This window comes from Prochlorococcus marinus XMU1408 (assembly GCF_003208055.1).
Lineage (GTDB): Bacteria > Cyanobacteriota > Cyanobacteriia > PCC-6307 > Cyanobiaceae > Prochlorococcus_B > Prochlorococcus_B marinus_A.
The window spans coordinates 126,198-151,425 of sequence record NZ_QJUE01000005.1 but is presented as its reverse complement, the minus strand read 5'-3'; the positions used below and the strand labels follow the sequence as shown (position 1 = coordinate 151,425).

Sequence of the window (25,228 nt, the reverse complement as noted above, 5' to 3'; positions counted from 1 at the left end):
TCTATATTAATCTCTTAAATCTATTTAGGGAAAATTTTGTCTACTTTCCCAATGATTAAATCTAATTCAATTAAACCTAATTCTCTACTATCAGTGCTTGAAAATGTGTTGTCTCCCCTTAAATCAAATTTATTTTGATAAATCCTATGAATTCTTTTAATTATTAACTTGTTTTTTCTGTTTGGATGAGAGGCAACGACGATATCGCCAATCTCTAAGCCAATATTTTTTGGGTTTAACTTTTTATATATAACTAAATCTCCCTCTTTAAGAGTTCTTTCCATAGAAGTACCGACAACACGTAAATGTTGTCGGTAACCGATTATTAAAGTAAATAAAGTAAATAAGTCTGGCTTGTGGAAAAGACTTTTATCAGCTTGCGGTAACCCAGCTATCACTTCTACCTTTTGAAGACCAAAACATCGAGTGAATTTTTTGTACAGCTGCTAATAATTCTTCTGCCTTGGTTTGATCAATATTTACCTTGCATGCACTACAAAGCTTTGCTGCTTTCCAAAAAGTGTCATGAAGATCTGGATATGTAGCTAAGTGTTCAGGCTTGAAGTAGTCAGTCCAGAGAATTAGAAGTTCTTTTTTGGCCTTTTGTGATTCTTCTTCTTTAATTGCAACGAAACGAGAAAAAGTGTTGTTATAGGCTGAAATGGAAGCTTGATCGTTACCAGCTGGAGCTAGAGCAATAAGTTTTTTTGTCATAGACAAAACTGCCTCTGCGGCAACTCTTGCAGAAGCAGGGTCATATACACCGCAAGGTCCGTCACAGTGAGCGTGAACAGATTTTGCTGGAAGCTTGTTAAAGATTGATGTAAGTGTTTCGCTCAACATCTGAAAATAATTTGTGAACATTTTTTTTTACATTAATGGCGTTTGTCAACAAACGCCATAATTTTTTCTAGAGCTTTCTGAATAATTTAAGAAATTCACTTAACACTCAATAATTCCACTTCAAAAGTTAAAACTGAATTAGGGGGGATTGGACCTATCCCTCTGCTGCCATACCCCAATTCTGGAGGGATAACTAATTTCCTTTTACCTCCAACTTTCATCCCTGCAACTCCCTCATCCCAACCCTTTATTACCATCCCTGCTCCTAAAGAAAATTCAAAAGGACCTCTTCCATAACTGCTGTCAAATTCTTTCCCATCATCAAGAGTACCCTTGTAATTTACTGAGACACTTGTTCCTGGGGTGGCTTCTTGACCATCTCCTAAGACTAATTCAGTGATTTTTAGACCACTTGAAGTTACTTGAGATGCTCCTATCTCAGCTCCTCCGAGAGGAGCGTTGCTTGTATTGGTTTTATCTGAGGCCATAGTAAAAAGTGATGGATTTGGATCTTCAGGATCTAATTCAAATGGATTAGTGACAGACTCGCTGGTTTTTGTGGATTGCCTTATTTCCGCCTGGATTGGTTGGTCAATTTGTGAGGCATTCGTTGGAGTTGGTGAGATGATTTGGCTGATCACTGCAATAATCAAGCAGCTAAGGCAAACAGAAAAGCTAATTAAGATTTCTCTCACAGCAATATTAAGTAATCGGAAATATTCTTGCAGATTAGTACCCAAATTACATCTATTTAAAAGATAACTAACCAGAGAGTATGAATTTTGTCGGTGTATTTTTATTAAATTGGATTTATGAATAATATCTATTCTCTTTTTATTAAAGCTTTTGCTGGTGGAGCTCTAGCAGGAATCTCCCTTAGTGAAGGCAATTATATATACATGCTTTTGGGAATATCTTTACTTTGGCCTGCTAGTAAAAATCCATGGGGAGGCTTTTGTTGGGGTGCGACGGCTATTTTATGGAGTCATAAGTGGTTGCTTTCTTTGCATCCAATCAGTTGGGTAGGGATAAGCTCAAATTTAAGCTTACCTATTACCATTTTTATATGGCTTTTTTGTGGAGTCTTTGGAGGAGTTCTGGTTTTTATTTGGTCAGCTTTGAGTGGCTTTTTTGCTCCTGGAAGACTGCAGTTTTCTAAATTAGAAAATAAGTTTATTTATGCAGTCTTATTGTCAACAATATGGGGGCTTTCTGAAGAGCTACTTTCTAGAGGACCTTTGTTTTGGATGGGAGTGGGGCCAAGTTTATTACCACAAGATAGATATTTGGCTGGATTAGCAAAATGGATAGGCGCGGGAGGCTTGGCCTCTATCCATCTTTTAGCTGGATGGTGGATTTGGCAACTTTCAATTGCATTTCAAGCTAGAAAAAAAATCAAGAAATTGATTATTCTTGGCCTTGCTTATTTCTCGTTGGCTCATTTAATTGGATTTATCTTGTTACTGGATTCTCCAATTGATTCGGCAGAAAAGGTTGCGATGTGGCAAACAAATATTCCAATAAGACAAAAATTTAGTCAGAAAGAAATAAGTGCTTTGCCCTCAAAAGTCAATAGAGCCTTAACTGATGCTATTGAAATGAATGCATCTTTTTTAATTGCTCCAGAGGGAACGTTGCCTCTGGATAGATCAAAGATCCGAGATTTTCCTATTAAATTTCTCTCTGGAGGTTTCAGGAAAATAAATGGTTCTCTACGAAGCTCACTATTAATTTTTAATCCAGGTGAAGAGTCTTTTTCGGATGTATTGGACAAATCTAGATTAGTCCCCCTGGGCGAATGGATTCCTCCATTGCCTAACTTTTTGAAAAATGGACTTTCTGCAGTAGGTGGAATTGAAAGTGGGAATACATCAAGACTTCTTGATTGGGAGGGCCCCTCTTTTGCAGGTGCTATTTGTTATGAATTGAGTAATGGGAAAGCTATAGCTAAAGCAGTAAATCAGGGAGCTAAATGGATTTTAGTGATTGCAAATTTAGATCCCTATCCTATTTCTTTGCAGAGACAATTTTTATCTATTGCTCAATTAAGGAGTATAGAAACATCAAAAAATTTGATAGCTGTCTCCAATACCGGACCAACATCTTTGATTAAAAGTAATGGAAGAATTGATACCCTTCTTAAACCAAATAAAGAACTTGTTCACCTCGTTGATCTTGAATTAAATGGAAAGAAAACAATATATACATTTATCTCTGATTTGCCTTTGATTGCAGTTATTCTTATAAGTTTAATAGGTGTTTTGCGATTACGTAAGTACAGTTAATATTAATACTCCTTCGAAATTAGTCCTCCTCCTAATACATAATCACCCTTGTAAAATACTGCTGCTTGTCCAGGAGTAATTGAAAATTGATCTTCTTCAAAATGAATATGACATTTATAACAATAATTTTCTTTAGGATTATCAATAATTGGTATTAACTTTGCTTGCACTGCTTTACTTCTATATCTAATTTGTACCTCAACTTCAATTGGTTCTTTAGGTGCTTCAATTGATACCCAATTTATATCTTTTACAATACATTCTGACTTGCCAGAATCTTCTCTTGGAGCAACAATTACTCTGTTTGAAGAGGCATCAAGTTCAACAACATGTAAAGGCACTTCCCAAGCAATACCTAATCCCTTTCGTTGTCCTATCGTGAAATGCTGTATTCCATTATGGGAACCTATAACTTGACCATTTTTAAGAACAACTTCTCCTCGCTTTTGGGGTAAATACTTATCAATAAATGCATTCATTGATCCGTAATGTTCAGCAAGACATAGGTCTTGACTTTCTGGCTTTTCGGCAGTTTTTAATGAATGTTTAAAAGCTTCGATTCGTGTTATCTCTTTAGTTAATTCTCCAAGAGGAAAAATTGTTTTTCCTAAGATTTCTTGAGGGAGATCATATAAAAAATAGCTTTGATCTTTGTTGAGATCTTTACCTCTTAAAAGCTTATGTCTTTTAATTCCATCACTCGGAAGATCATTTCTGTCGAAAGATTCATTTGAATATCTAATTCTTGCGTAATGCCCAGTAGCAATCTTTTCGACATTTTTATTTTCTTTAACCCATTTCAGCATTTCTGAGAATTTGACTGATTTATTGCAGCGTGAGCAGGGCAAAGGAGTAATTCCTTCTTCATATCCTTTTACGACGTTATTGATTATTTCTTTTTGAAAAATTTCTTTTGAATCGACTATGTGATGCTTAATTCCAAGTTGATCACATATCCCTGCTGCATCAATTAATCCATCTGAGCAGCAAGATCCTTTTCCTTTCATTAGCCACAAAGTTAATCCCACTACGTCCCAACCAGCTTCACAAAGAAGAGCAGCAGTTAAGGAGCTATCTACACCTCCGGAAAGCCCCACTACAACCGAATGATTTCCAGAAAATGCTTGCAGTCTTTTTAATGTTTTCGCGACTGTTTTTTCTGAAGTCAAATGATTTAAAACTTTTTTTGTTTCTCTTGTTTCCACATTCATGGGCATTAATAGTAGCTTCTATTCATAGTGGGTTTGGTTGCTTTTTGATTTTGAATTGGCCTCAATCTGATTCTGAACATTTGATGGTTTCTTCTGAGCAGATGCAAATCATAGAAAAAGAAATGTTTTCTATGGGTATGCCTGTTGAAGCTCTTATGGAAAAGGTAGGGATTGGTATTTCTACATGGATATTAGACAGGCAAAGATTGATTGAAAATGGTGCAATTGTATTAGTAGGGCCAGGGCACAACGGAGGCGATGGACTTGTTGTTGCAAGAGAACTTTATATGGCAGGCGTTGATATCTCTATTTGGTGTCCATTCCCATTGAAAAAAGAATTAACACAAAAACATTTCGACTATGCAATTCGAATAGGTATTGAAAACCTGAAGCATAAACCTGATCCGAATTCTAATTCATTATGGATTGAGGCATTATTTGGATTAGGTCAATCAAGAATTTTTTCTGATGAAATAGTTTATTTATTGAATACGAAGAAGAAAACTAGTCCTGATAAATTAATTAGTATTGATGTCCCCGCAGGATTAGACTCAGATAATGGAAATACGTTATCAAATACATCGTTTAAAACTTCTTTTACACTATCTTTAGGCCTCTTTAAGACTGGGTTGATTCAAGATTCAGCTATTGATTTTGTAGGCGATTTGGAGAGAGTAGATATCGGGATCCCAAATAAGATTTTGGTTGATCTTCCTGAAACCCAGCCTCTAAGGATTTCGTTTTCAGATTTATCTACTTTCGTTTGGCCTAGGCCAAGTAGAAGTAAAAGTAAATATCAGAGAGGAAGAGTTCTGGTGATTGCTGGAAGCGAGAAATATAGAGGGGCAGCATCCCTTGCTTTGAATGGCGCTTTAGCAAGTGGAACAGGGAGTGTTAGCGCTTTTTTGCCTCATTCAGTCTCATCTAATCTTTGGAGTTCTCACCCTGAAGTTTTATTGCTTGGAGATCTAAATACTTTTCAGAATGGTTCTTCAGATTTTTCCAAAGTTTTAAATGAAGTTGACTTGAATAGGTTTGACTCGATTTTGCTTGGACCTGGATTAGGGACTGCAGAAGAAAAAGATTGTTTTGGTTCTTACTTGCAGGATTTCAAAGGCCTCCTTGTTCTTGATGCTGATGCAATCAATAGGCTGTCGATAACTTCGAAAGGTTGGGAATGGCTAAATGATAGAAAAGGTCCTACCTGGCTTACACCTCATCTAGAAGAATTTAAAAGGCTATTTCCTTCAATTGATTGCTCGAATCCATTGAAGGCTGGAATTGAAGCTGCAAAAATTTGCAGTTCTTCTGTCTTATTGAAGTCTGCTCATAGTGTTATTTCTGATCCAGGAGGTAAAACCTGGCAAATAGGACAAGTGAATTCATGTGTTGCAAGAACTGGCCTTGGTGATGTTTTGGCTGGGTTTGTTTCAGGAATGGGTGCTTCTGGCCTCGCATGTGATAAAAAATTGGATTCAAGTTTGCTTGCTGCATCAGCTTTGATGCATGCATATGCAGGAGCTTTTTGCATAAAAGGCAGCACGGCAAGCACTATTTGCACTTTTCTTAGTGAATTAATGAAAAAGGAAAGCACTTGAAATGTTTTGAAACAACCATTTTCAAGGCATTTAAGGGTGGATTTGGTGTCATTTGTTAACTAATCGTCAACAAAATCTGAAGGCTTCTTGAAACCCAGGCCAGTTTGACAATTTCTGTAGGAAAGTCTTATCACTTTGAAGTACGGGGTCAAGAAACAATGGTTTCATCTGCACCCAAACCTGCTGAATCACAAAAAAGACGCAGTAGTGATCCAATTAGTTGGTATCTTTCCTCTATTGGGAGGGTTCCTCTATTAACGCCTGCCGAAGAAATTGAGCTTGGTAATCAGGTTCAAACGATGATGGCTCTCACCGAAGATGGGCAAATAAAAGACCAGAGCAAAGACTTTAATTCTCATCAAAGAAGATTGATTCGAATAGGAAGAAGAGCAAAAGAAAGAATGATGAAAGCTAATCTTCGACTTGTAGTTAGCGTTGCTAAAAAATATCAAGGTAAAGGTCTAGAACTACTAGATTTAGTTCAGGAAGGCTCCCTTGGCTTGGAAAGAGCTGTAGAAAAATTTGACCCTACACGTGGTTATAAATTTTCTACTTATGCTTTTTGGTGGATTAGACAAAGTATGACTAGAGCTATTGCTTGTCAGTCAAGAACAATTCGACTACCAGTTCACCTTAGTGAGAGATTAGCGACTATTAGAAAAATCAGTTTAGATTTGGCTCATAAACTTGGAGCAATGCCTAGCCGCCTTGAAATAGCTGAGGCGATGGAAATAGAGGTGGAAGAACTTGATTCTATTTTGAGACAAGCTCTTACTACAAGTAGTCTTGATGCTCCAGTTAATGGCGATGAAGGCCGTAGCTTCCTAGGAGATTTAATAGCAGATGGTTCTGGAGAAGAACCACTTGATAAAGTTGAACAAAAAATTCATCAAGAACAACTTGGAAGGTGGTTAAGTCATTTAAGCGAACAAGAACAGCATGTGATTAGACTTCTATTCGGATTAGAAGGTAATGAAAGACATACTCTTGCAGAGATTGGAAGACTGTTACAAGTTTCACGTGAGAGGGTTAGACAAGTAGAACTAAAAGCTTTGAGGAAATTGAGAAACCTCACTAGAAAACTACCAAGTGGAATTTGAAAATTTATAAATTTAGTTTTCTGCCCAGATATATTTTGTTAGTTCATTGGGATCAGGCTCTGGTGCTTTTAAAGCAAAGTCAACAGCATTATTAACTTCTAAATCAATTTCTTTTTCAATATTTTTTAATTCTTCTTCAGAGGCTAAACCAGAACTAGTTAAATCAATTTTTAGCTTTTTTATTGGATCTTTTTTGGCCCAAAATTCTTTTTCTTTTTCAGATCTAAGTTCATCTGGATCAGCTAGCGAATGTCCTCTGAACCTATAAGTAAGACATTCTATTAAAGTAGGTCCCTCTCCAGATCTTGCCCTCTCTAAGGCTCTTTGAGTCGCACCTCTTACGGCTAAAACATCCATACCATCAACTTCTTCTCCTGGCATACCAAAGGCAGAAGCTTTCCTCCATATTTCTGTTTCACTAGTAGCCCTGTCATGAGCCATCCCGATTGCCCATTTATTATTTTCTACTACAAATATGATTGGCAATTTCCATAATTGAGCCATGTTTAAACATTCATAAAATTGTCCAATATTGCAAGTACCATCACCAAAAAAAGCTGCAGTTACAGCATCACTATCTTGATTAAGAGCCTCTCTCTTGTATTTGCTGCTGAAAGCGGCTCCTAGAGCGACTGGAATACCTTCACCAATAAATGCATAGCCTCCTAGTAGATGATGTTCTTTTGAAAATAGATGCATAGATCCGCCTCTTCCTTTACTACATCCAGTTTCTTTCCCAAACAACTCGCTCATTACCTCTTTCGCTGGGACGCCAGCACTCAAAGCATGAACATGATCTCTGTATGTACTACAAAACCAGTCATGCTTTCGTTGCATTGCTCCAATAACTCCTGTACTTATTGCTTCTTGCCCGTTGTAAAGATGAACAAACCCAAACATTTTTCCTCTGTAATACATTTCAGCGCATTTATCTTCAAATCTTCTTCCCAAAGTCATATCTTTGAAAAGATTTAAACCAATTTCTCTGTTGATTTCAGCTGGTTTGGAATGACCAAGATTGCTTAGTCTATCGGCGTGTTCCCTGTGCTGGATAGGGTCTTGGCTGGTTTGGTTTGGGTTGGGAGACATGACTTTGTTCATATTCACGTATCAATCCTTTTTAGACTTTAAGCGTCAATGGATGCAAAATGGTTAAAACCCCTTACGATGCCTAGAGCTTTTTTCTGATTACCTAGTAGCGATTGGAATTACCTATTGATCATTTTCGCTTATTGGGGGTTAGCCCTTCTGCAAATGCTGAAGAAGTCCTAAGGGCTTTTCAGCTAAGACTAGATCGTCCTCCCAAGCAAGGATTTACATATGAAGTTTTGGCTCAGAGATCTGAGTTATTAAGACTTTCTGCTGATCTTCTATCAAATCCCACCCAAAGACAATCTTACGAACTTGCTCTTCTTGAAGGTTCTTCAGGGCTTGATTTGTCTTCAAATCGAGAAGTCGCAGGTTTACTTCTTCTTTGGGAATCAAATGCTTCTCTCCAAGCTTTTAAGCTTGCAAAAAAAGCATTACAACCTCCTCAAGCCCCTGCTTTGGGTAGTGGCAGAGAGTCTGATTTAACTTTAGTTGCAGCATTATCTTGCAGAGATGCATCCATTGACGAGCAGGCTCGCAGAAGATATGCCTCAGGGGCTGAGTTGCTTCAGGAAGGTATTCAACTATTGCAGAGGATGGGAAAGCTTGTTGAAGAGAGAAAAACTCTTGAATCCGATTTGGAGAATTTACTTCCATACAGAATCCTTGATTTATTGAGTAGAGATAAAGAAGATGAGAAATCTCATCAAGAAGGCATAAGGCTTTTGGAGGACTTTGTTAATAAAAGAGGCGGACTGGAAGGTAAAAAGAATTCAGAAAAAATAGGCGGGTTAAATCAAAATGATTTTGAGCTATTTTTTCTTCAAATAAGAAAATTTTTATCTGCAAAAGAACAATCAAAACTTTACATTAATTGGTACAGAAGGGGTTCGGAAGATGCAGGATTTCTTGCTGCTTTTGCCTTGATTGCTTCTGGATTCTCTTATAGGGATCCAGAGCTCTTACAAGAGGCACGAAAATATCTTCGAAATATCAATATTAATGGTTTTGATGCTATGCCATTGATTGGTTGCTTAGATCTCTTGCTTGGGGATGTTAAACAAGCTGAGGCTCGTTTTAGAAGCAGTTCAGACGATAAATTAAAAGACTGGTTAAATAACTATCCTGGAGAGGCTTTGGGGGCTCTTTGTGACTACTGTCGGAATTGGTTGAAAAAAGATGTTTTAGTGGGCTTTAGGGATGTTGAAACACAAAATGTAAATCTTGACGATTGGTTCGCAAATAAAGAAGTACAAGAATATGTAGAGCAGTTGGAAACAAAGGGGGCATTAGGTATTGCAAAAGCTGGCTTTTCATTCTTATCTTCTTTAGGACCTGAACAACAAATAGAGACCAACTCATCCAATATCCGTGAGGCAAAAGCCGATTTACCAATACCAGGTGGCTCTTTGGATGAAATCTATAAAGAAAAATCTTTAAATGCAAGATTAAAAAGCCAAGAAGCTTTCTTAAAATCTGACTTAGTCAAAATGGTAATAAAAAAATATTATTTAGCATTTGAAACTATACAAAAATTAGATTTTAAATCTTTTATATTAAAACGACCAATTTATACTAGTTTTGCTGCATTTATTGGTTTATTTGTTATTGGAACAAGTTTAGGAATACTTACGCAGAGAAAACCGTCTCAAAACAATAATCTTAATATTATTTCTAAGCCGGAAGCTTTGAAGTCTGAAAATATTAAAACCAAAGTTAATAATTCAAGTAAAATATCAAACAATAAAGAAACATTAGACACAAATAAAATAATTCCTCTCAAATCGTCTTCACCATCAGATAAAGAAATTCAATCTCTTATTGAATCTTGGTTAAAGGGAAAAGCAAATATTTTGAGTGGTTTAGAAAGTAAAACTCTTATTTCCGTTGCAAGACCTTCTTTGTTCAATAGAGTTATTGATCAAAGAAAGAAAGACAGTTTATTGGGTCAAAGGCAAATTATTGATGCAAGAATAACTTCAATAAATATTGTTCAAAGAGCAGATAAAAGAATCGCAGCAGATGTTGAATTAAACTATCAAGATAAGAGAATTAGTTCTTCAGGTGAGATTCTATCTGAAACCGTCATACCCTCATTGAAAGTAAAATATATTTTAGGAAAAAATAAAAATATTTGGCAAGTCGTTGATTATATTAGTAGTAATTAAAAAATAATTTTTTAAATTAATTCTTTAGCCCTAAAAAAATGTTTGAGGAACTAACTAATCAATTTGAAGATGCTGTAAAAGCATTCAAAGGTGAGGCTAAAATTTCAGAGGAAAATGTAGATGAAGCACTTAAACAAGTTAGACGAGCTCTATTAGAAGCAGATGTTAGTTTGTCTGTAGTAAAAGAGTTTATTGAAGAAGTAAGAGTCAAAGCTATTGGTACAGAAGTTGTAAGAGGTATAAACCCTGGGCAGAAATTTATTCAAGTAGTTCATGAGCAACTTGTGAATGTGATGGGAGGAGAGAATGATCCCTTGGCGAATTCAGAGAAAAAGCCAACAGTTATTTTGATGGCTGGGCTTCAAGGGGCAGGAAAAACTACAGCCACTGCAAAGCTTGGACTGCTTCTTAAAGAAAAAAGTCAAAAGCCATTATTGGTTGCTGCTGATACATATCGACCAGCCGCTATTGATCAATTAGTAACTCTAGGTAACCAAATTGATGTAGAAGTTTTTAATTTAAGTTCCAAGTTGAAGCCAGAGGAGATTGCTAGAAAAGGTTTGGAAAAGGCTAGAGAAGAAGGATTTGACACTGTTCTTGTAGATACTGCTGGTCGACTTCAAATTGATACCGAAATGATGGGAGAGATGGTTCGCATTAAAGAAGCCGTTCAACCTGATGAAGTTTTGTTAGTAGTTGATTCAATGATTGGCCAAGAGGCCGCAGATATTACGAGAAGTTTTCATGAAAAAGTAGGAATAACAGGGGCTGTTCTTACAAAGCTAGATGGAGATTCAAGAGGTGGGGCTGCGCTTTCAATTAGGAAAATTAGTGGAAAACCAATTAAATTTATTGGTACCGGAGAAAAGGTTGAAGCATTGCAACCTTTTTATCCGGAGAGGATGGCAAGCAGAATTTTGGGTATGGGTGATGTTTTAACTCTTGTTGAAAAAGCACAGAAAGAAGTTGAAATTGCTGATGCAGAAATAATGCAAAAGAAGCTTCAAGAAGCAACTTTTGATTTCTCTGATTTCGTAAAGCAGATGAGGATGATTAAGCGAATGGGCTCGTTGGGGGGATTGTTAAAAATGATTCCTGGGATGAATAAAATTGATGATGGAATGATTAAAAGTGGAGAAGATCAGCTTAAAAAAATTGAAGCAATGATTGGCTCAATGACAGCAGATGAAAGGATTAAGCCTGAATTATTGGCAGCACAACCATCAAGACGACGCAGAGTTGCAAGTGGAAGTGGTCATCAGCCAGCAGATGTTGATAAGGTTCTTGCTGATTTTCAAAGGATGAGAGGCTTGATGAAGCAGATGTCTACAGGAGGGGGGTTACCTGGAATGGATGGAGGCCTCCCTGGCATGCCTTCTTCAATCGGCGCTAATACAAATAATCAGTCAAGGAGAGGAAGAGGAGGACCTGGTTCGGCTCCGAGAAGACAACGCCCATTTAAAAAAAAGAAAGGTTTTGGTGATCTTTAGAGATCACAAAGGCTAAATCAAACATCTGTAGAGTATTATTAAAGTGAAGAACCTTAGAGTTCAATCCACTTACATATAAATCGAAGATGATCAAGCTCCGCCTAAAGCGGTTTGGTAAAAAGCGTGAATCCAGTTTTCGTCTAGTTGCCTGTAACAGCACATCAAGGCGTGATGGTCGCCCTCTACAAGAATTAGGCTTTTACAATCCAAGAACCAAAGAAACCAGATTAGATACAGAGGCATTGAGAATTCGACTAGGGCAGGGTGCACAGCCGACAGACGCAGTAAGAACTTTATTGGAAAAAGGAGGCCTTCTAGAAAAAAAAGTTCGGCCAGCTGAGGTATTAGGTAAGAAAAAACAAGAAAGAGAGAGATCTGCAAAGAAAAAAGATGCTCCTGCATCAGAAACTTCTGAATAAGAAGTTTTAGATGAATATTAAAAACCTCAAGAAAATTTATGTCTGAAGCAACCACTGAAGGTCGCTTTTGTATAGATCTACCTGATTCCGATGCGGCTACTGCATTGTCTGGAACTGGTCAGTCAACACTTCACAGATTGGAAAGTCTTACTGGTGCTTCTTTTGCTTTGAGGGGATTGCAACTTGAAATAAAAGGAACTTCTTATCAACTCGAGAGAGCTGCAGCAATAGTTGAGTTAGTTAGACCAATTTGGCAGGATGGACAAATTGTGTCACCGGTCGATTTACATGCAGCGGCTGGAGCTTTGGATATTGGAAAGAAAAATGATCATGCTTCATCAACAAATAAAGTTTTAGCAAGAAGTCAAAGAGGAAATCTTTTAAGACCCAGAACAATTAGACAAAAAATCTATGTAGAAGCAATGGAAAAAAATGACCTTACTTTTGCTTTAGGACCAGCTGGCACAGGTAAGACATTTTTAGCAACTGTATTGGCTGTGCGAATGCTCACAGATAGAAAAATTGAGAAAATTGTTTTGACTAGACCTGCTGTTGAAGCTGGAGAAAGATTGGGCTTTTTACCAGGAGATCTCCAGCAAAAGGTAGATCCTTATTTGAGACCTTTATATGACTCACTCCATTCGTTACTTGGACAAGAAAAAACTAATTTACTAATTGAAAAAAACGTAATCGAAGTCGCTCCTTTGGCTTATATGCGAGGAAGGACTCTTGAAGAATCTTTTGTGATACTTGATGAAGCTCAAAATACAACCCCAGCTCAAATGAGAATGGTTCTTACAAGATTAGGTGAGAGGTCACGGATGGTAGTAACAGGAGATGTAACACAAGTAGACCTTCCATTTGGACAGATGAGTGGACTTATTGAAGCAGCAGATTTACTCGAAAAGGTTGATGGGATTTCAGTTTGCAGACTCACATCGGCAGATGTAGTAAGACATCCTCTTGTTCAAAGTGTTGTTGATGCTTATGCAGAACTAGACAGACAAAGACGATAGGGTGATCCGCATTCACATTCGTGAAGACTTATTTTTTTTGTGTCAAAATAAGTATTAATAATTATCTGGTGCGTTATGCCAGCAAACAGCAATTTTCAACAAGCAATTCGCGAAGCACAATCAAGTGCACTTATTGGCCCAAATGTAGTAAATAAAGCCTTGCCTTATGTAGGCGGAGGAATGGCTTTAACTGGATTAGGTGTTTTGGGTGGACTATCTTTACAAGCAACTAACAATCCTTTATTTGGTCCGCTATTTATAGCCGCATTTATTGCCGAGATAGTTCTATTTTTCATGGCAAGCAGCGCTGCCAACAATGCAAATAACTCTAAAGCGCTTCCACTCTTGACAGGATTTAGCTTATTAACAGGATTTACTTTAAGTGGGATTGTTGGATTAGCAATTCAAGTAGCAGGAATGGGAGCAATAGGAACAGCTGTTTTCGCTACTGGGATCACATTCGTAATTGCTTCTTCTGTAGGAAGGAAAATGAGTGATAACGTCGGTCAAGCTTTGCAAGGCGCAGTTGGGCTTGGATTGCTTGGTCTAATTATTGCAATGCTTTTCCAGTTTATTGGTGGTTTATTTGCTCCAGGGATGTTTGGTGGCAGTGGATTTGAATTAATGATTGCTGGCTTTGGAACAGTACTTTTTGTTGCTATGTCATTTGTAGATTTCTATACAATGCCAAGAAGATATAACGATGAACAATATTTAGCGGGAGCATTGGGGATGTACCTTACATATATAAACCTTTTTGTTTTTGTCCTTCGTCTTATTATTGCCCTTCAGGGTGGTGGAAGAAGAGATTAAGAATAAATTAAATGCAACATAAAAAAAGAGCCATAAGGCTCTTTTTTTATGTTGCAACTTCATAAATACTTTCTGATATTGCCTTGATTTGTTCATCGTCAAAACCCCATCTATCAAGAAATCTCAAGTCTTCTCCATTCCCTTTTGTTGCTTCAAGTAAAACATCTAATCGTTTTTTTACTTGATTTGAATTTAATAGTTTAAGTAATTCAATACACCGAATTTTTATTCTTTCTGATTGCATTTCCTGCGGATCATTATTCTTTTTATGTGTAATTATCATCGCTGAGCTCATAGCAAGATTTTTTACTGTTATGTCAACAACAATTTCTCCAGAACTTCTTAATTGAAAAATTAATGCATCAGGAAACCTATCCATTAAAGGACAATCTATTGAGAAACTTACTGCAAAAAAACCTCTTGCCCCCTCCACCGTTTTTATAAGCTCACCTATTCGATCAGAAATAACTTCATCACTTATTTCATCATTTTCCCAGCTTTTGCACCAAAGCAGTGATGCTTGCATAGCCTCTTTAAAAGTTGGTTTCTGTTCATTCATGGTTTTATTGCTCTTTTAGAGTAAGGCTATAGATAATCAATCGTAGAGAAAAAAATGTCTTTGGGCGATTTAAATCAAGAGGGTTTTAAGTCAGGATTTATTGCATTAATAGGTAGACCCAACGTTGGTAAATCAACTTTAATAAACAAATTTATTGGTGAAAAAATAGCAATTACATCTCCTATTGCTCAAACTACTAGAAATAGATTAAAAGTAATACTTACTAATAAAAAGTCCCAAATTATTTTTGTAGATACTCCTGGTATTCATAAACCCCATCATTTATTAGGAGAAAGACTTGTTCAGAGCGCCAAAAGATCTATTGGAGAGGTGGATGCAGTTTTAGTTATTTTTGAAGCAAATTATTCTCCAGGTAGAGGTGATGCATTTATTTTGAATTTGATTAGAAATTTACAAATACCTGTAATTATTGCATTGAATAAATATGATCTTGTTACGTTGAGTCAATTTAAAGAACGAAAGAAGGAATATTTAGATTTTTTTGAGGGTAAAAATTGGCCAGTTGTTTGTTGTAGCGCTCTTACAGGAGAAGGATGTGATGAATTGATTAATCAAATAGAAGAAAAACTACCTTTTGGTCCTCAGTTGTATCCAAGTCATATGACTTGTGACCATCCTGAGAAGTTTTTGATGGCTGAATTTATAAGAGAACAAGTTTTAATAAATACACGCGAAGAGGTTCCGCATAGTGTTGCAGTCTCTATTGATAAAATAGAAGATATACCTTCGAAAAAAAGATCTAAAGAGAATTCCACAACAGGAATCCTTGCAACTATTTGTGTTGAGAAAAAAAGTCAGAAAGGAATTTTAATTGGTAAAGGAGGGAGTATGTTGAAGAAAATTGGCCAGGAATCGAGACTGCAAATTCAAACTTTAATTAATGGGAATGTCTATTTAGAATTGTTTGTTAAAGTTGTTCCTGACTGGAGAAGTAAATCTTCTCGGCTTAATGAGTTTGGTTATGAAGGGAGCTAATTCATATGAGTAAATTGAGGTTTGATGTGGTAAGCCTTTTCCCAGAAGCATTTAAAAACTTTTTTAACCATGGACTTATAAAAAAGGCTTTTGAGGAGAAGATTGCATCAATTCATATATACAATCCTCGTGACCATGTAATAGATAATTATCGAAAAGTTGACGATGAACCTTATGGCGGAGGAGCTGGAATGGTCTTAAAGCCTGAACCTTATTTTTCGGTAATTGATCAAATTCCAAAACTCAATAAAAAAAAGATACTTTTGATGACTCCACAAGGTAGAAAAATATCTCAATCTGATTTTTCTAGATGGTCAAAAGAAGATCAACTCATTTTGATATGTGGTAGCTATGAGGGATTTGATGAGAGGATTAGGTCTTTAGCTGATGAAGAGATTTCAATTGGAGACTTTGTTCTTACGGGTGGGGAAATTCCTGCAATAACTGTTATTAATGGAGTAGTTCGTATATTGCCTGGAACTTTAGGCAGTGCCGAATCATTAGAAGAGGAAAGTCATAATGAATTTCTCTTAGAACATCCCCAATACACACGACCCTCAGAATTCAAAGGCATGAAAGTTCCTGATGTCCTTCTGAGTGGTAACCATAAATTAATTAAAGAATGGAGGCAGAAGCAAAGAGAAATCAGAACACAGTCTCGTAGACCAGATTTGTTCGAACTTTGGAAGCTCAACCAATTATCATCTGAAAAGAGAAGTTCATTATTGAAAACTGAATTGAGCTTACGAATAGGCAACGGTTATGACATGCATCGATTAGTTCCTGGTCGACCTTTAATACTTGGTGGAGTCAAGTTAAATCATCCTGAGGGTTTAGGTCTTGATGGACATAGTGATGCAGATGTTCTTACTCATGCAATTATGGATGCCATATTAGGGGCATTATCCTTGGGGGATATTGGAAAGTATTTTCCTCCAGATGACCCTAAATGGAAAAATGCAGATAGTTTGATTCTTCTTGAACAGGTCATTGAATTAATTGAGAAGAAAGGTTGGCAAATTCAAAATATTGATTCTGTTATTGTTGCTGAAAGGCCTAAATTAAAACCTTATATTGACTTGATGAAGGAGAAACTATCTAAAAAAATAGGAGTTAATGTTGATGATGTAGGAGTTAAAGCAACTACAAATGAGAAATTAGGTGCCGAGGGAAGAGAGGAAGGGATATCTTGTCATGCAGTTGTTTTGATGAAAAAAAATGAAAAATAGTAGAAGTGAAGATTTTATAGGAAAAACATTTAGGTTCCTTTTTCTTAATGTGATTTTTCTTTCTATCATTTTTGGGAACGTTAAAAATATTCAAGCTGAGTCTTTATCGAAATTGAATTTCCCAAAAGAATCTATTGTTGAGCACCTTAAGCTTGATGTCCCAAAAAAATTTAAAAATGCTTGGTTAAAAGCAGAAAAAGGAAGTTGGGAGCCATGGTTATTGAAACAAGACGGTTTTTTAGGACGCCAACTTTTTTGGGATCCTAAAGTTGAGGAAGCAACCTTATTAATTGGTTGGGAGTCAAGAGCCGTTTGGAAAAACATCTCTCAGACAGAAATAAATCTTGTACAGCAGGATTTCGAAAAGATTGCCAGAAAGGAAACAGGTGAAACTAGTGGAAATCCTTTTCCATTGATTTTTGAAGGGGAATTAAATCCAGAGTAAAAATGAATCAATCAAATATTGACTTTCAGAGGCGAAGGCGACTCGGTGTGATTGAGGCCATATGGGGGGAGCATAAAACAATTGAACAAATTTCTGAAATATTGAAACAATATCAATATGAGTCTGAAACTGCTTTGGTGACTAGACTTTCCAAAGAAAAAGGAGAAAAACTTTTAGTTGAATTTCCTTCTGCAGAATTTCATGAAATATCTGGTTGTTTAACTATGGGAGTATTTAAGGAATTTACTTCTTCTGAGGAAGAGGTAATTATTTTGACTGGAGGTACAAGTGATATAGCAGTGGCATCAGAAGCAGAAATAGCCTTGAATTTGCATGGAATAAAAACTAAATTATTGATTGATATTGGAGTGGCAGGACTTCACAGGTTGCTAAATAGACTGGAAGAAATTAAATCAGCAAAAGTAGTTATTGCTTGTGCTGGAATGGAGGGAGCTTTACCTACAGTACTCGCTGGATTAATTCCTCAGCCAATTATTGGACTTCCTGTTTCAGTGGGATATGGGGTTAGTGGCGGTGGGAAAACTGCTTTGGAAGGGATGCTTGCAAGTTGTGCTCCAGGACTATTGGTGGTGAATATTGATAATGGTTACGGTGCCGCAATGGCTGCTATGAGGATTTTATTAGCCTAATCTTTTTTCGATTTTATTTCTAGGACCTGTTCTAACCATAATTTCATTGAGTTAGGAAGTAGTCCTTTCTCATAACGAAATATTGCTTCAGTAAGAACTGGGGTATTTATCCATTGAATAGTCTTTCTTCTCATTAAACCTATTACTTTGCCTTAAATTGAGCTATTAAATTAAGGAGCGCAAGGGAGAATTAAAAGTCTTAAGATTCTTCGTCATATTTGCTACTAAGTCTTGTTAGCTCATCACTATTATTACTTGATTCAACATCTAGAAGACGATTGACAAGCTCTGATAAATCTCTTTGAGCAAGCTCTCCCGAGCTTTCCCATTTCATTGAGCGGGGTTCTGGTTGTGAAGAAGCCGACACTTCTGTTAAAAATAAATCTGTGAGGGAATCCTAACTGTTATTTAGGTAAAAATTGTTTGTTGTTTACGTAAATAAGATGAAAAAAATATAAAGAAATCAGGTTTTTGGTTATTTTGGGTACTGACTTTATAAATGTTTAAGATTTGGGTACTGAATTATTAACTCTTCTTCTTTCAGCGTCTCTCCCTCTCCGTCGGGTTGCCATATAACTTCTAAAGCGATTAAGTCATTTGATGATATCGATCCTAAGAGTCTCAATGCTTCTGTAATGATTTCGTTGTTTGCTGAGTTTTTGAGTTTTAAATCCTTTTTAGTTGCTAGTAGAATCGTTATCGCGATGTATTCATTTGTCGAATCAGAATCTCCAGGCTTGGATTCATTATTTGTTGATGTAGAAATTTGACCTGAATAGTTTGATGTGAGTTCTGCTTTTAATTTGCTTCTTTCAGTAATTGATATCCGATTAAATGTTGATTCTGCGGAGGCAAATGGAACAGAGCCTGACTCTATATTTGAATAGACCCATAATTCAGGCTTTCTTAGTAAGGAAAGTGTTGTGTCTTGAAGGACTCTTTGAAGGCCTGATGAAGTTGAGGTGTTTGAAGAGGAAGCAAGTTCTCTAAGCTTTATTTGAATTTCTTTTGCACTTGCAAGTAAACCAATCTGAAATTGTATTAAAGAAACTTTGGATGGAATCGCAGATTGCGAAACTATTGATGTATTCGTTGAGTTGGAAAAACCTGAAGAGTTTTTAAATGAATTAACAATCACGCCAACGATTGACATAAGTATTAAAAACCCAAAAATTCCACCACCACCAAACCCAAATATTGGCAATAAGAAAGGGAAACCTATCCCACCTCCTCTGTAGCCACCACCATAACCTCGAAAATTATTATTTCCATAGCCTCCGTAATTTTGTCTTCGTGGTGAAGAGGGAGCCTGAAAACTCCCCCCACCTATTCGCCCTCCACTAGCAGCGTTTGCTAAGTTGGGATTCAGAAATAAAAAAGATAAGATTATTGCTAAAACACCAAGAAAGGAGAAAATTCTTGTTCTTTTAATCAAATTGAAGCTAGTAAAATAGGCCACTTACTTATCTTAATTGAGTTCACTGTAGGAACCTCCACCAACTATTGTCACAACCTCTAGGCAATCTCCATCTTTTATTTTTGTATTGATCCATTTATGCGAGTTAATGATGGCACCATTTAACTCAACTACGACCAATTGGGGTTGATAACCTAAGTATTTAATTAAATCCTCCAGGAAAAAATCTTTATCTGAATTGTTAATGCTTTTAATTTCACCGTTGATTTTTAATTTCATTTTAATAACTTGAAAAGCTCTTCAGTTTTTGAAAAGGGGTCATTTGAATTGATAATTGCATCTGAAACGGCAATACGTAGCTTCTTGATCTGATTTAATTTATTGATATTTGAGCTATTTATTCCACCAATAGCAAATGCCGGTAGGAGAGTTTCATTTAATCCCTTTCTTAGGTAGTCAATTCCAATTGGATGAAGTTTCTTTTTTGTTTCAGAGGGGAAGATAGGTCCTATACCAATATAATCACAGTTTTCTTTTTCGGCATTCTTTATATCTTCAATGCAATGTGTACTTATTCCAATAATTTTTTCAGGCCCTAAAAGCTCTCTAGCAATTTTAGTTGGAATATCTTCTTGCCCTAGATGAATGCCATCGGCTTCAACAGCAAGGGCGATATCTACACGATCATTGACGATGAAAAGAGAATTGTATTTTTTACATAGAGAGGCTAATTCTTTAGCTTGATTTATTTTTTCAATATCATTTAAAAATTTTTCTCTATATTGAACAATCTTTATACCAGCATCTAAGGCTTGAAGAACAATTTCTTTGAGGTTTTTTTTATTTGATGTTAATAGATATAGGGAGCAATCTTTTAGGATTTTTCTCCTGACTATTTCTTCTTTTGTATCTAGTACTTTGATTTCGAACTCATAAGATTCGTATCTGATTTTTGAAGCCACTTCAGAAAGCTTTGGATCTGTTATCCGAGTAAATTCTTCTATTACTCTTAATGCTTCTTGAACTCTGGACGAATTCGCAATAAATATTGCTTCTGGAGTTAATCTGTTCTTTTGTAAAGGATGTGAAACGCCCATAGCAGGGTCACGGGATGTAAGCCTTGCTTTTCGATAAATGATATGGTGATGCGCACTTAATTGATGTCTCCAATCTTTGATTTGGATAGAAAAATCTTTTCTCTTGAGCCCAAACCTGCACCAATCTTCCATCACTCGTAGGCCTTCTCTTGCTCGATCAAGGTTTGCGTCTATTAATTGAGCAATACGATTATCAGAAGGAGGGGTGACAGGCATTGATTTCATGTCATCCTTTATTAGATAATATGTTTTTCAATTTTATTGTGGAAAATGATTCTGAAAACAATATGAATGTGCTTATTTGGGGTGTCTTTTTGTTAGGGGGCATAGGTTTGTTTGTTGTGTGGGGGTTATCTAACGCTTATCCCACAATTACTTGAATTTAAACGTAGGTAGCTAAAATATTTTTTGCTAATTGTGCGTCTAAGTTTATTTGTTTGCTCAATGCTTCTACGCTTTCAAACTTTTGTTGAGCTCTTATCCTTTGGATTGGTTCAATAATTAATTCTTTTTTTAGCAGATTGATTTCTTTGGATAATAAATGTACTTCTACGGCAGAAGATGAGTTTGGATCAATTGTGGGCTGAGGGCCAAGATTCATAACGGCAGCGTAACGTTCTTTTTTATTTGCTATGGAAGCCCAGGCTGCATAGACACCAAATGATGGAAGGAATTTTCTTCCATCTATTTTTAAATTTGCTGTTGGCCATCCAATCTTTTTGCCTAACCCTTTACCTCTCTCTACAATCCCTCTAAAGGTATAAGGACGATTCAAAAGATATTTTGCATGTTTTAAATCCCCATCAGAAAGTGCTTTCCGTATTCTGCTACTACTTAGTCGACCATGTTCGTCCTCGAGAATAGGAACAACAGAAACTTTTATGCCTAGTGTTGCTCCAATATTCTTCAGAGTAGAAATATCACCTTCCCTATTACGACCAAACCTGAAATTCTCTCCAACTGCTATGTGTTTAGCATGAAGGGTTTTTACTAGGATTTCATCTACAAATGTTTCAGCACTTTTAGATGCAAGAATTTTATTAAATGGAACTAAAACTAATTGTTCTATTCCAAGTGGCTTGAGTAGAAAGGTTTTTTCAGAAGGTAAGTCTAATCTTAGTCTTGATTCACCGAAGAGAACTTCGCGTGGGTGAGGCCAAAAACTTACAACTGTTGGCACACCAATTGGCTCTTTTAAGATAGCTTTTATTACTTTTTTATGACCCAAGTGAAGGCCGTCGAAACTACCTAAAGCCAGTGCAGTAGGGAGCTTTGCATTTTCAGGAGCACAGAGAGGGATCAAGATAAACGTGCAATTTTTGTGCTTAGATGGCAAGTTTGGGTTATCGCCTTATTCATCGTGATGGCAGATCAACGCGACTTTCAATTACTTTCTTTAGGAATGAGAAGAATTGGTTGGATTCGGTTTTGGATTCAAACAATTTTGGGTGTAGTAGTAGTGGGCGTTTTGTTGTTCAACAATGTTGGAAGTAGTTTAGCTAGAAATTCTGAGAGAGCATTGGGGCTTGGTCCAGGTTTGTCTCTCACGACATTGTCATTTATTTTATTGCTATTTAGCCTTTGGCAAGGCTGGCTGATTGTAAAAACTGCGAGAGCCTTAGGTAGTGAGGCCCGTCCAAGTAGAGGAGAGACTAGTCGATTACTTAAAAGAGGCTTGATAGTAGATTTAGTCGGTTTGGTTTTTTCATCGGTAGGTTATCAATCCTTGGCGGGCGCTTTGTTTGTTCAGGCTTCAATGCAAGCCCCTGGGATATCGATAGGTGCAGGAATGAGAGCAATGGAAAATTATCCAATTACTTCGTTAGAAATGCTTTCCGTATTAAGTAATACACAAGTTTTATTCGCGCACTTAATTGGTTTGATTTTTTCTTTGTGGTTATTACAACGAATTTATAGGAAAAACTAACTTTTATATTAGTTTTGGCAAATCATCTAGATTTCCTCTCCAAAAAAGATCAGGTTGAATAGGAGTTAAAGAAGGAGAGCATAAAGCTATTTGAGATACATCACTTGGCCATCCTTTGGGTCCTTCACCAGCTGATTGAAGATCTTTTACAGCTTCCCCAGCCATCCAAAAATAAGTGTTACCTCTTGGATCTATTCGACGAATAAATTGTTCCTCGTATTGCCTGATTGAAAGTCTGGTCCAAACTAAAGCCCCCATTTTTGTTTCATCACAAGGAGGGATATTTAGATTTAGTAATAAATTTTTAGGCCAACTTTGTTCGATTGCTTTTTCTGCGAGATCTAAGGCTAGTTTTCCTGCAAAATTAAAACTTTTCCATTGAAAACTTGCAATGCTTACAGCAATAGAGGGGATCCCATCCAAAGTACCTTCAAGAGCAGCAGCTACAGTCCCTGAGCAAAAAATATCAGTACCAAGATTAGGTCCATGGTTGATTCCAGAAAGAATTAAATCTGGCTTTTGATCAAGAAGTTCATTAAGGGCTAGTTTTACACAATCGGCAGGTGTCCCACTACAACCCCACGCCTTAATACCTTCTCCAAATAATTCGTCTGCTCTTTCAGCTCTTATTGGTGAATGTAAAGTTAAACCATGTCCAGTTGCGGATCTTTCCTGATCTGGACAGACGACATTAACTTCATGTCCTCTATTTGCTGCTGATGAAGCTAATGTTCTTATTCCTTCAGCAAAAACTCCATCATCATTACTAATTAAAATTCTCAATGGTTTCATTTTTTAGCAGTTGTTTTTTAGAACTGGGACTGATTGACGATTAAACTAGTTTTTGAGATAGGAATGCATTGAGTTCAACATTATCCCTAAAACAGCTCATTAAAGAGCTTGAGATATTAGAAAGTGAGGCTGCAAAAGAGATTGCTGCTGCTGAAGATTCTGAAACAATAGAGAAATTAAGGTTAGGTTTTCTTGGAAAAAAGGGAAAACTGTCACTTCTATTGGGAGAGATGAAAAATCTTTCCAATGAAGAGAGACCTTTGATCGGCCAAAGAGCGAACGTTTTAAAAACTCAATTACAAGAATTAATAAAAGAAAAACTTGAATACTTGAAAACTCAAGTATTAAATCAGATATTAATTAATGAAACTATAGACGTTACAGCTTCTCCTTTTGGTGTGCCTCAAGGACATCGACACCCCTTGGTAACAACTACCGAGCAAATAATTGATCTGTTCTTGGGCTTAGGGTATCAAGTCTCTGAAGGACCTGAGATAGAAAATGATTACTACAACTTTGAGGCACTAAATATTCCGCCTGATCATCCTGCAAGAGATATGCAAGATACTTTTTATTTAGGAGGTGAATATCTTTTGAGAACTCATACTTCTCCTGTTCAGATCCGTTGTCTTGAGGACAAGAAACCACCTGTAAGAATTGTTTCTCCTGGCCGGGTTTATCGAAGAGATGCAGTTGATGCTACTCATTCGCCGGTGTTCCATCAAATAGAGGTATTAGCAATAGATGAACGGCTTGACTTTAGCCATCTAAGGGGAACAGTAATGGCATTTCTAAAAGCGTTTTTTGGAGACCTGCCCATTCGTTTCAGAGCTAGTTATTTCCCATTCACTGAACCATCAGCAGAAGTTGATGTTCAATGGCGTGGAAAATGGTTAGAGGTTATGGGTTGCGGAATGGTAGATCCAGCTGTTCTTGAGGAATTGGGGATTGACCCAGAAAAATATAGTGGATTTGCAGCTGGTCTTGGTGTTGAAAGATTTTGTATGGTACGTCATGGAGTTGATGACATTAGAAAGTTATATACGAGTGATTTAAGATTCTTAGAACAGTTTTAAAGTTAAATATTTTTTGAATTAATTTTTAATTGTATTAAATAAAATTATTCAGATTTAATTGCTAATATTGATAAATAGTTTGTGAAGTATGATCGGTGCCCCGTGTAGGACTGATCGTTAATGACGGGAAAGAGCTTGCTGTTAAGACAGCAAAAACTTTTCAAAAAAAGCTAGAAGATTCTGGTTTTGAAGTCGTAAGAGTTAGTAGCTCAGGTGGTTTATTAGGTTTTACCAATCCTGACCAATATATGAGTTCTCAAGGATACAACTCTTGTATTCCAGATGGTTTTGATTCTTCAATTTTGCTTGCTGTTGTCTTAGGAGGAGATGGGACTGTTTTGTCTGCAGCGAGACAAACGGCACCAATTGGCATACCAATTCTTACCATTAACACTGGACATTTAGGCTTCTTAGCTGAGGCTTACCTTACAGATATAGATAAAATTTTCCAACATCTAGTTGCAAGACAATGGGACATCGAGGAAAGAACAAGCTTAGTTGTAAGTGTTATGAGAGGAGATCAATGTCGGTGGGAAGCTCTTTGTCTTAATGAAATGGCATTACACAGAGAGCCTATGACAAGCATGTGTCATTTTGAAATTTCTGTTGGTCGGCATGCTCCTGTGGATATTTCTGCGGATGGTGTCATACTTTCTACTCCTACAGGTTCAACTGCTTATTCACTGAGTGCTGGAGGGCCAGTGATCACGCCTGATTGTCCAGTTCTGCAGCTCACTCCAATATCTCCACATTCACTTGCATCAAGAGCTCTTGTGTTTAGTAATGAAGAACCAGTAACAGTTTTTCCCGCTACCCCTGAAAGATTGATGATGGTTGTTGATGGTAGTGCAGGTTGTTATGTGTGGCCAGAGGACCGGGTGTTAATTAGAAAAAGTGATCATCCAGTCAAATTTATCCGACTTTCAGATCATGAGTTCTTTCAAGTTCTCAGAAATAAATTGGGTTGGGGCCTACCACACGTTGCAAAACCTGATAAAAGATAAAAAA

At 36.8% G+C, this 25,228-nt stretch carries 28 protein-coding genes; 15 read left to right on the top strand and 13 right to left on the bottom strand.

The window, feature by feature from the left end; translation table 11 throughout:
- Positions 1-20: 20 nt before the first annotated feature.
- The 3 genes from sodX to DNJ73_RS07195 all read right to left on the bottom strand — a co-directional run bounded on the left by sodX (position 21) and on the right by DNJ73_RS07195 (position 1,538).
- Complete coding sequence (gene sodX, locus DNJ73_RS07205) at positions 21-398, bottom strand: nickel-type superoxide dismutase maturation protease (protein ID WP_158467036.1); 378 nt, start codon at positions 396-398, stop codon at positions 21-23.
- Complete coding sequence (sodN, locus tag DNJ73_RS07200; protein ID WP_036905772.1) at positions 373-843, bottom strand: superoxide dismutase, Ni; 471 nt, start codon at positions 841-843, stop codon at positions 373-375. Before sodN ends, sodX begins: the two co-directional genes overlap by 26 nt.
- Positions 844-938: 95 nt before the next feature.
- Positions 939-1,538: an FKBP-type peptidyl-prolyl cis-trans isomerase gene (locus DNJ73_RS07195; protein ID WP_187152636.1), complete on the bottom strand. Its 600-nt coding sequence runs from the start codon at positions 1,536-1,538 to the stop codon at positions 939-941.
- A gap of 117 nt (positions 1,539-1,655) precedes the next feature.
- On the opposite strand from DNJ73_RS07195, the gene DNJ73_RS07190 reads away from it, so the two are divergent.
- The gene (locus DNJ73_RS07190; protein ID WP_158467035.1) at positions 1,656-3,128 is read left to right on the top strand and encodes an apolipoprotein N-acyltransferase; all 1,473 of its coding nucleotides are present in this window, start codon (positions 1,656-1,658) and stop codon (positions 3,126-3,128) included.
- Between the two features lie 2 nt (positions 3,129-3,130).
- Here the strand turns inward: DNJ73_RS07190 and mnmA are convergent, their stop codons facing one another.
- Positions 3,131-4,345, bottom strand: coding sequence for a tRNA 2-thiouridine(34) synthase MnmA (gene mnmA / locus DNJ73_RS07185; RefSeq protein ID WP_158467034.1), 1,215 nt, complete (start codon positions 4,343-4,345; stop codon positions 3,131-3,133).
- On the opposite strand from mnmA, the gene DNJ73_RS07180 reads away from it, so the two are divergent.
- Both DNJ73_RS07180 and DNJ73_RS07175 read left to right on the top strand, forming a co-directional pair.
- A complete protein-coding gene (locus tag DNJ73_RS07180; protein WP_257473410.1) occupies positions 4,324-5,937 on the top strand; it encodes an NAD(P)H-hydrate dehydratase in 1,614 nt (537 codons plus the stop codon). The two genes, mnmA and DNJ73_RS07180, sit on opposite strands and share 22 nt — an antisense overlap.
- 158 nt (positions 5,938-6,095) lie before the next feature.
- Positions 6,096-7,037 carry an RpoD/SigA family RNA polymerase sigma factor gene (locus DNJ73_RS07175; protein ID WP_158467032.1) on the top strand — a complete coding sequence of 314 codons (942 nt, stop codon included), beginning with the start codon at positions 6,096-6,098 and terminating at the stop codon, positions 7,035-7,037.
- Positions 7,038-7,049: 12 nt separating this feature from the next.
- Here DNJ73_RS07175 and pdhA read toward each other — a convergent pair whose 3' ends face one another.
- On the bottom strand, positions 7,050-8,126 hold the full coding sequence (gene pdhA, locus DNJ73_RS07170; protein ID WP_158467031.1) for a pyruvate dehydrogenase (acetyl-transferring) E1 component subunit alpha: 1,077 nt from the start codon (positions 8,124-8,126) through the stop codon (positions 7,050-7,052).
- Between the two features lie 113 nt (positions 8,127-8,239).
- On the opposite strand from pdhA, the gene DNJ73_RS07165 reads away from it, so the two are divergent.
- From DNJ73_RS07165 to DNJ73_RS07145, 5 genes are all read left to right on the top strand, one after another.
- Positions 8,240-10,294, top strand: coding sequence for an IMS domain-containing protein (locus DNJ73_RS07165; RefSeq protein ID WP_158467030.1), 2,055 nt, complete (start codon positions 8,240-8,242; stop codon positions 10,292-10,294).
- Between the two features lie 38 nt (positions 10,295-10,332).
- On the top strand, positions 10,333-11,784 hold the full coding sequence (gene ffh / locus DNJ73_RS07160; protein ID WP_158467029.1) for a signal recognition particle protein: 1,452 nt from the start codon (positions 10,333-10,335) through the stop codon (positions 11,782-11,784).
- A gap of 86 nt (positions 11,785-11,870) precedes the next feature.
- Positions 11,871-12,203 carry a 30S ribosomal protein S16 gene (gene rpsP / locus DNJ73_RS07155; RefSeq protein ID WP_158467028.1) on the top strand — a complete coding sequence of 111 codons (333 nt, stop codon included), beginning with the start codon at positions 11,871-11,873 and terminating at the stop codon, positions 12,201-12,203.
- Between the two features lie 38 nt (positions 12,204-12,241).
- Positions 12,242-13,219, top strand: coding sequence for a PhoH family protein (locus DNJ73_RS07150; RefSeq protein ID WP_158467027.1), 978 nt, complete (start codon positions 12,242-12,244; stop codon positions 13,217-13,219).
- A gap of 75 nt (positions 13,220-13,294) precedes the next feature.
- Positions 13,295-14,032: a Bax inhibitor-1 family protein gene (locus DNJ73_RS07145; RefSeq protein WP_158467026.1), complete on the top strand. Its 738-nt coding sequence runs from the start codon at positions 13,295-13,297 to the stop codon at positions 14,030-14,032.
- Between the two features lie 46 nt (positions 14,033-14,078).
- Here the strand turns inward: DNJ73_RS07145 and DNJ73_RS07140 are convergent, their stop codons facing one another.
- Positions 14,079-14,591, bottom strand: a complete 513-nt coding sequence (locus DNJ73_RS07140) for a hypothetical protein (RefSeq protein WP_158467025.1) — start codon at positions 14,589-14,591, stop codon at positions 14,079-14,081.
- Between the two features lie 54 nt (positions 14,592-14,645).
- Between DNJ73_RS07140 and era the strand changes: the two genes are divergently transcribed.
- From era to larB, 4 genes are read left to right on the top strand one after another with little or no spacing between them, the layout of a single operon-like run.
- Positions 14,646-15,587, top strand: a complete 942-nt coding sequence (gene era, locus DNJ73_RS07135) for a GTPase Era (RefSeq protein ID WP_158467024.1) — start codon at positions 14,646-14,648, stop codon at positions 15,585-15,587.
- Between the two features lie 5 nt (positions 15,588-15,592).
- Complete coding sequence (trmD, locus tag DNJ73_RS07130; RefSeq protein ID WP_158467023.1) at positions 15,593-16,816, top strand: tRNA (guanosine(37)-N1)-methyltransferase TrmD; 1,224 nt, start codon at positions 15,593-15,595, stop codon at positions 16,814-16,816.
- On the top strand, positions 16,806-17,261 hold the full coding sequence (locus DNJ73_RS07125; protein WP_158467022.1) for a TIGR03792 family protein: 456 nt from the start codon (positions 16,806-16,808) through the stop codon (positions 17,259-17,261). Before trmD ends, DNJ73_RS07125 begins: the two co-directional genes overlap by 11 nt.
- Before the next feature lie 2 nt (positions 17,262-17,263).
- Positions 17,264-17,911: a nickel pincer cofactor biosynthesis protein LarB gene (gene larB, locus DNJ73_RS07120; protein ID WP_158467021.1), complete on the top strand. Its 648-nt coding sequence runs from the start codon at positions 17,264-17,266 to the stop codon at positions 17,909-17,911.
- Here the strand turns inward: larB and DNJ73_RS10040 are convergent.
- The 6 genes from DNJ73_RS10040 to DNJ73_RS07095 all read right to left on the bottom strand — a co-directional run bounded on the left by DNJ73_RS10040 (position 17,908) and on the right by DNJ73_RS07095 (position 21,728).
- Entirely contained in the window at positions 17,908-18,045 is a 138-nt protein-coding gene (locus tag DNJ73_RS10040) for a hypothetical protein (RefSeq protein WP_187152619.1), read from the bottom strand. The two genes, larB and DNJ73_RS10040, sit on opposite strands and share 4 nt — an antisense overlap.
- Before the next feature lie 65 nt (positions 18,046-18,110).
- Positions 18,111-18,245: a hypothetical protein gene (locus DNJ73_RS10225; RefSeq protein ID WP_257473409.1), complete on the bottom strand. Its 135-nt coding sequence runs from the start codon at positions 18,243-18,245 to the stop codon at positions 18,111-18,113.
- Between the two features lie 159 nt (positions 18,246-18,404).
- On the bottom strand, positions 18,405-19,370 hold the full coding sequence (locus DNJ73_RS07110) for a DUF1517 domain-containing protein (protein ID WP_158467019.1): 966 nt from the start codon (positions 19,368-19,370) through the stop codon (positions 18,405-18,407).
- 9 nt (positions 19,371-19,379) lie between these two features.
- Complete coding sequence (thiS, locus tag DNJ73_RS07105; protein ID WP_158467018.1) at positions 19,380-19,607, bottom strand: sulfur carrier protein ThiS; 228 nt, start codon at positions 19,605-19,607, stop codon at positions 19,380-19,382.
- On the bottom strand, positions 19,604-20,650 hold the full coding sequence (locus DNJ73_RS07100) for a thiamine phosphate synthase (RefSeq protein ID WP_158467017.1): 1,047 nt from the start codon (positions 20,648-20,650) through the stop codon (positions 19,604-19,606). The genes thiS and DNJ73_RS07100 overlap by 4 nt, the downstream gene beginning before the upstream one ends.
- 157 nt (positions 20,651-20,807) lie before the next feature.
- Positions 20,808-21,728 (bottom strand): bifunctional riboflavin kinase/FAD synthetase, encoded by a 921-nt coding sequence (locus DNJ73_RS07095; RefSeq protein WP_257473407.1) that lies wholly within the window; start codon positions 21,726-21,728, stop codon positions 20,808-20,810.
- Positions 21,729-21,788: 60 nt separating this feature from the next.
- On the opposite strand from DNJ73_RS07095, the gene DNJ73_RS07090 reads away from it, so the two are divergent.
- Positions 21,789-22,352, top strand: coding sequence for a DUF3611 family protein (locus DNJ73_RS07090; RefSeq protein WP_158467015.1), 564 nt, complete (start codon positions 21,789-21,791; stop codon positions 22,350-22,352).
- Between the two features lie 3 nt (positions 22,353-22,355).
- Here the strand turns inward: DNJ73_RS07090 and surE are convergent, their stop codons facing one another.
- Complete coding sequence (gene surE / locus DNJ73_RS07085; protein WP_158467014.1) at positions 22,356-23,144, bottom strand: 5'/3'-nucleotidase SurE; 789 nt, start codon at positions 23,142-23,144, stop codon at positions 22,356-22,358.
- A 68-nt stretch (positions 23,145-23,212) separates the two neighbouring features.
- Between surE and pheS the strand changes: the two genes are divergently transcribed.
- Both pheS and DNJ73_RS07075 read left to right on the top strand, forming a co-directional pair.
- Complete coding sequence (pheS, locus tag DNJ73_RS07080) at positions 23,213-24,220, top strand: phenylalanine--tRNA ligase subunit alpha (protein WP_158467013.1); 1,008 nt, start codon at positions 23,213-23,215, stop codon at positions 24,218-24,220.
- 95 nt (positions 24,221-24,315) lie between these two features.
- On the top strand, positions 24,316-25,224 hold the full coding sequence (locus tag DNJ73_RS07075; protein WP_158467012.1) for an NAD(+) kinase: 909 nt from the start codon (positions 24,316-24,318) through the stop codon (positions 25,222-25,224).
- Positions 25,225-25,228 lie beyond the last annotated feature (4 nt).

Coding starts and splice junctions, on each gene's coding strand:
- sodN (WP_036905772.1), bottom strand. CDS start 843: ATGTTGAGCGAAACACTTACATCAATCTTTAACAAGCTTCCAGCAAAA.
- DNJ73_RS07190 (WP_158467035.1), top strand. CDS start 1,656: ATGAATAATATCTATTCTCTTTTTATTAAAGCTTTTGCTGGTGGAGCT.
- mnmA (WP_158467034.1), bottom strand. CDS start 4,345: ATGCCCATGAATGTGGAAACAAGAGAAACAAAAAAAGTTTTAAATCAT.
- DNJ73_RS07175 (WP_158467032.1), top strand. CDS start 6,096: ATGGTTTCATCTGCACCCAAACCTGCTGAATCACAAAAAAGACGCAGT.
- pdhA (WP_158467031.1), bottom strand. CDS start 8,126: ATGTCTCCCAACCCAAACCAAACCAGCCAAGACCCTATCCAGCACAGG.
- ffh (WP_158467029.1), top strand. CDS start 10,333: ATGTTTGAGGAACTAACTAATCAATTTGAAGATGCTGTAAAAGCATTC.
- rpsP (WP_158467028.1), top strand. CDS start 11,871: ATGATCAAGCTCCGCCTAAAGCGGTTTGGTAAAAAGCGTGAATCCAGT.
- DNJ73_RS07150 (WP_158467027.1), top strand. CDS start 12,242: ATGTCTGAAGCAACCACTGAAGGTCGCTTTTGTATAGATCTACCTGAT.
- DNJ73_RS07145 (WP_158467026.1), top strand. CDS start 13,295: ATGCCAGCAAACAGCAATTTTCAACAAGCAATTCGCGAAGCACAATCA.
- DNJ73_RS07140 (WP_158467025.1), bottom strand. CDS start 14,591: ATGAATGAACAGAAACCAACTTTTAAAGAGGCTATGCAAGCATCACTG.
- era (WP_158467024.1), top strand. CDS start 14,646: ATGTCTTTGGGCGATTTAAATCAAGAGGGTTTTAAGTCAGGATTTATT.
- trmD (WP_158467023.1), top strand. CDS start 15,593: ATGAGTAAATTGAGGTTTGATGTGGTAAGCCTTTTCCCAGAAGCATTT.
- DNJ73_RS07125 (WP_158467022.1), top strand. CDS start 16,806: ATGAAAAATAGTAGAAGTGAAGATTTTATAGGAAAAACATTTAGGTTC.
- larB (WP_158467021.1), top strand. CDS start 17,264: ATGAATCAATCAAATATTGACTTTCAGAGGCGAAGGCGACTCGGTGTG.
- DNJ73_RS10040 (WP_187152619.1), bottom strand. CDS start 18,045: ATGAGAAGAAAGACTATTCAATGGATAAATACCCCAGTTCTTACTGAA.
- DNJ73_RS10225 (WP_257473409.1), bottom strand. CDS start 18,245: ATGAAATGGGAAAGCTCGGGAGAGCTTGCTCAAAGAGATTTATCAGAG.
- thiS (WP_158467018.1), bottom strand. CDS start 19,607: ATGAAATTAAAAATCAACGGTGAAATTAAAAGCATTAACAATTCAGAT.
- DNJ73_RS07100 (WP_158467017.1), bottom strand. CDS start 20,650: ATGAAATCAATGCCTGTCACCCCTCCTTCTGATAATCGTATTGCTCAA.
- DNJ73_RS07090 (WP_158467015.1), top strand. CDS start 21,789: ATGGCAGATCAACGCGACTTTCAATTACTTTCTTTAGGAATGAGAAGA.
- surE (WP_158467014.1), bottom strand. CDS start 23,144: ATGAAACCATTGAGAATTTTAATTAGTAATGATGATGGAGTTTTTGCT.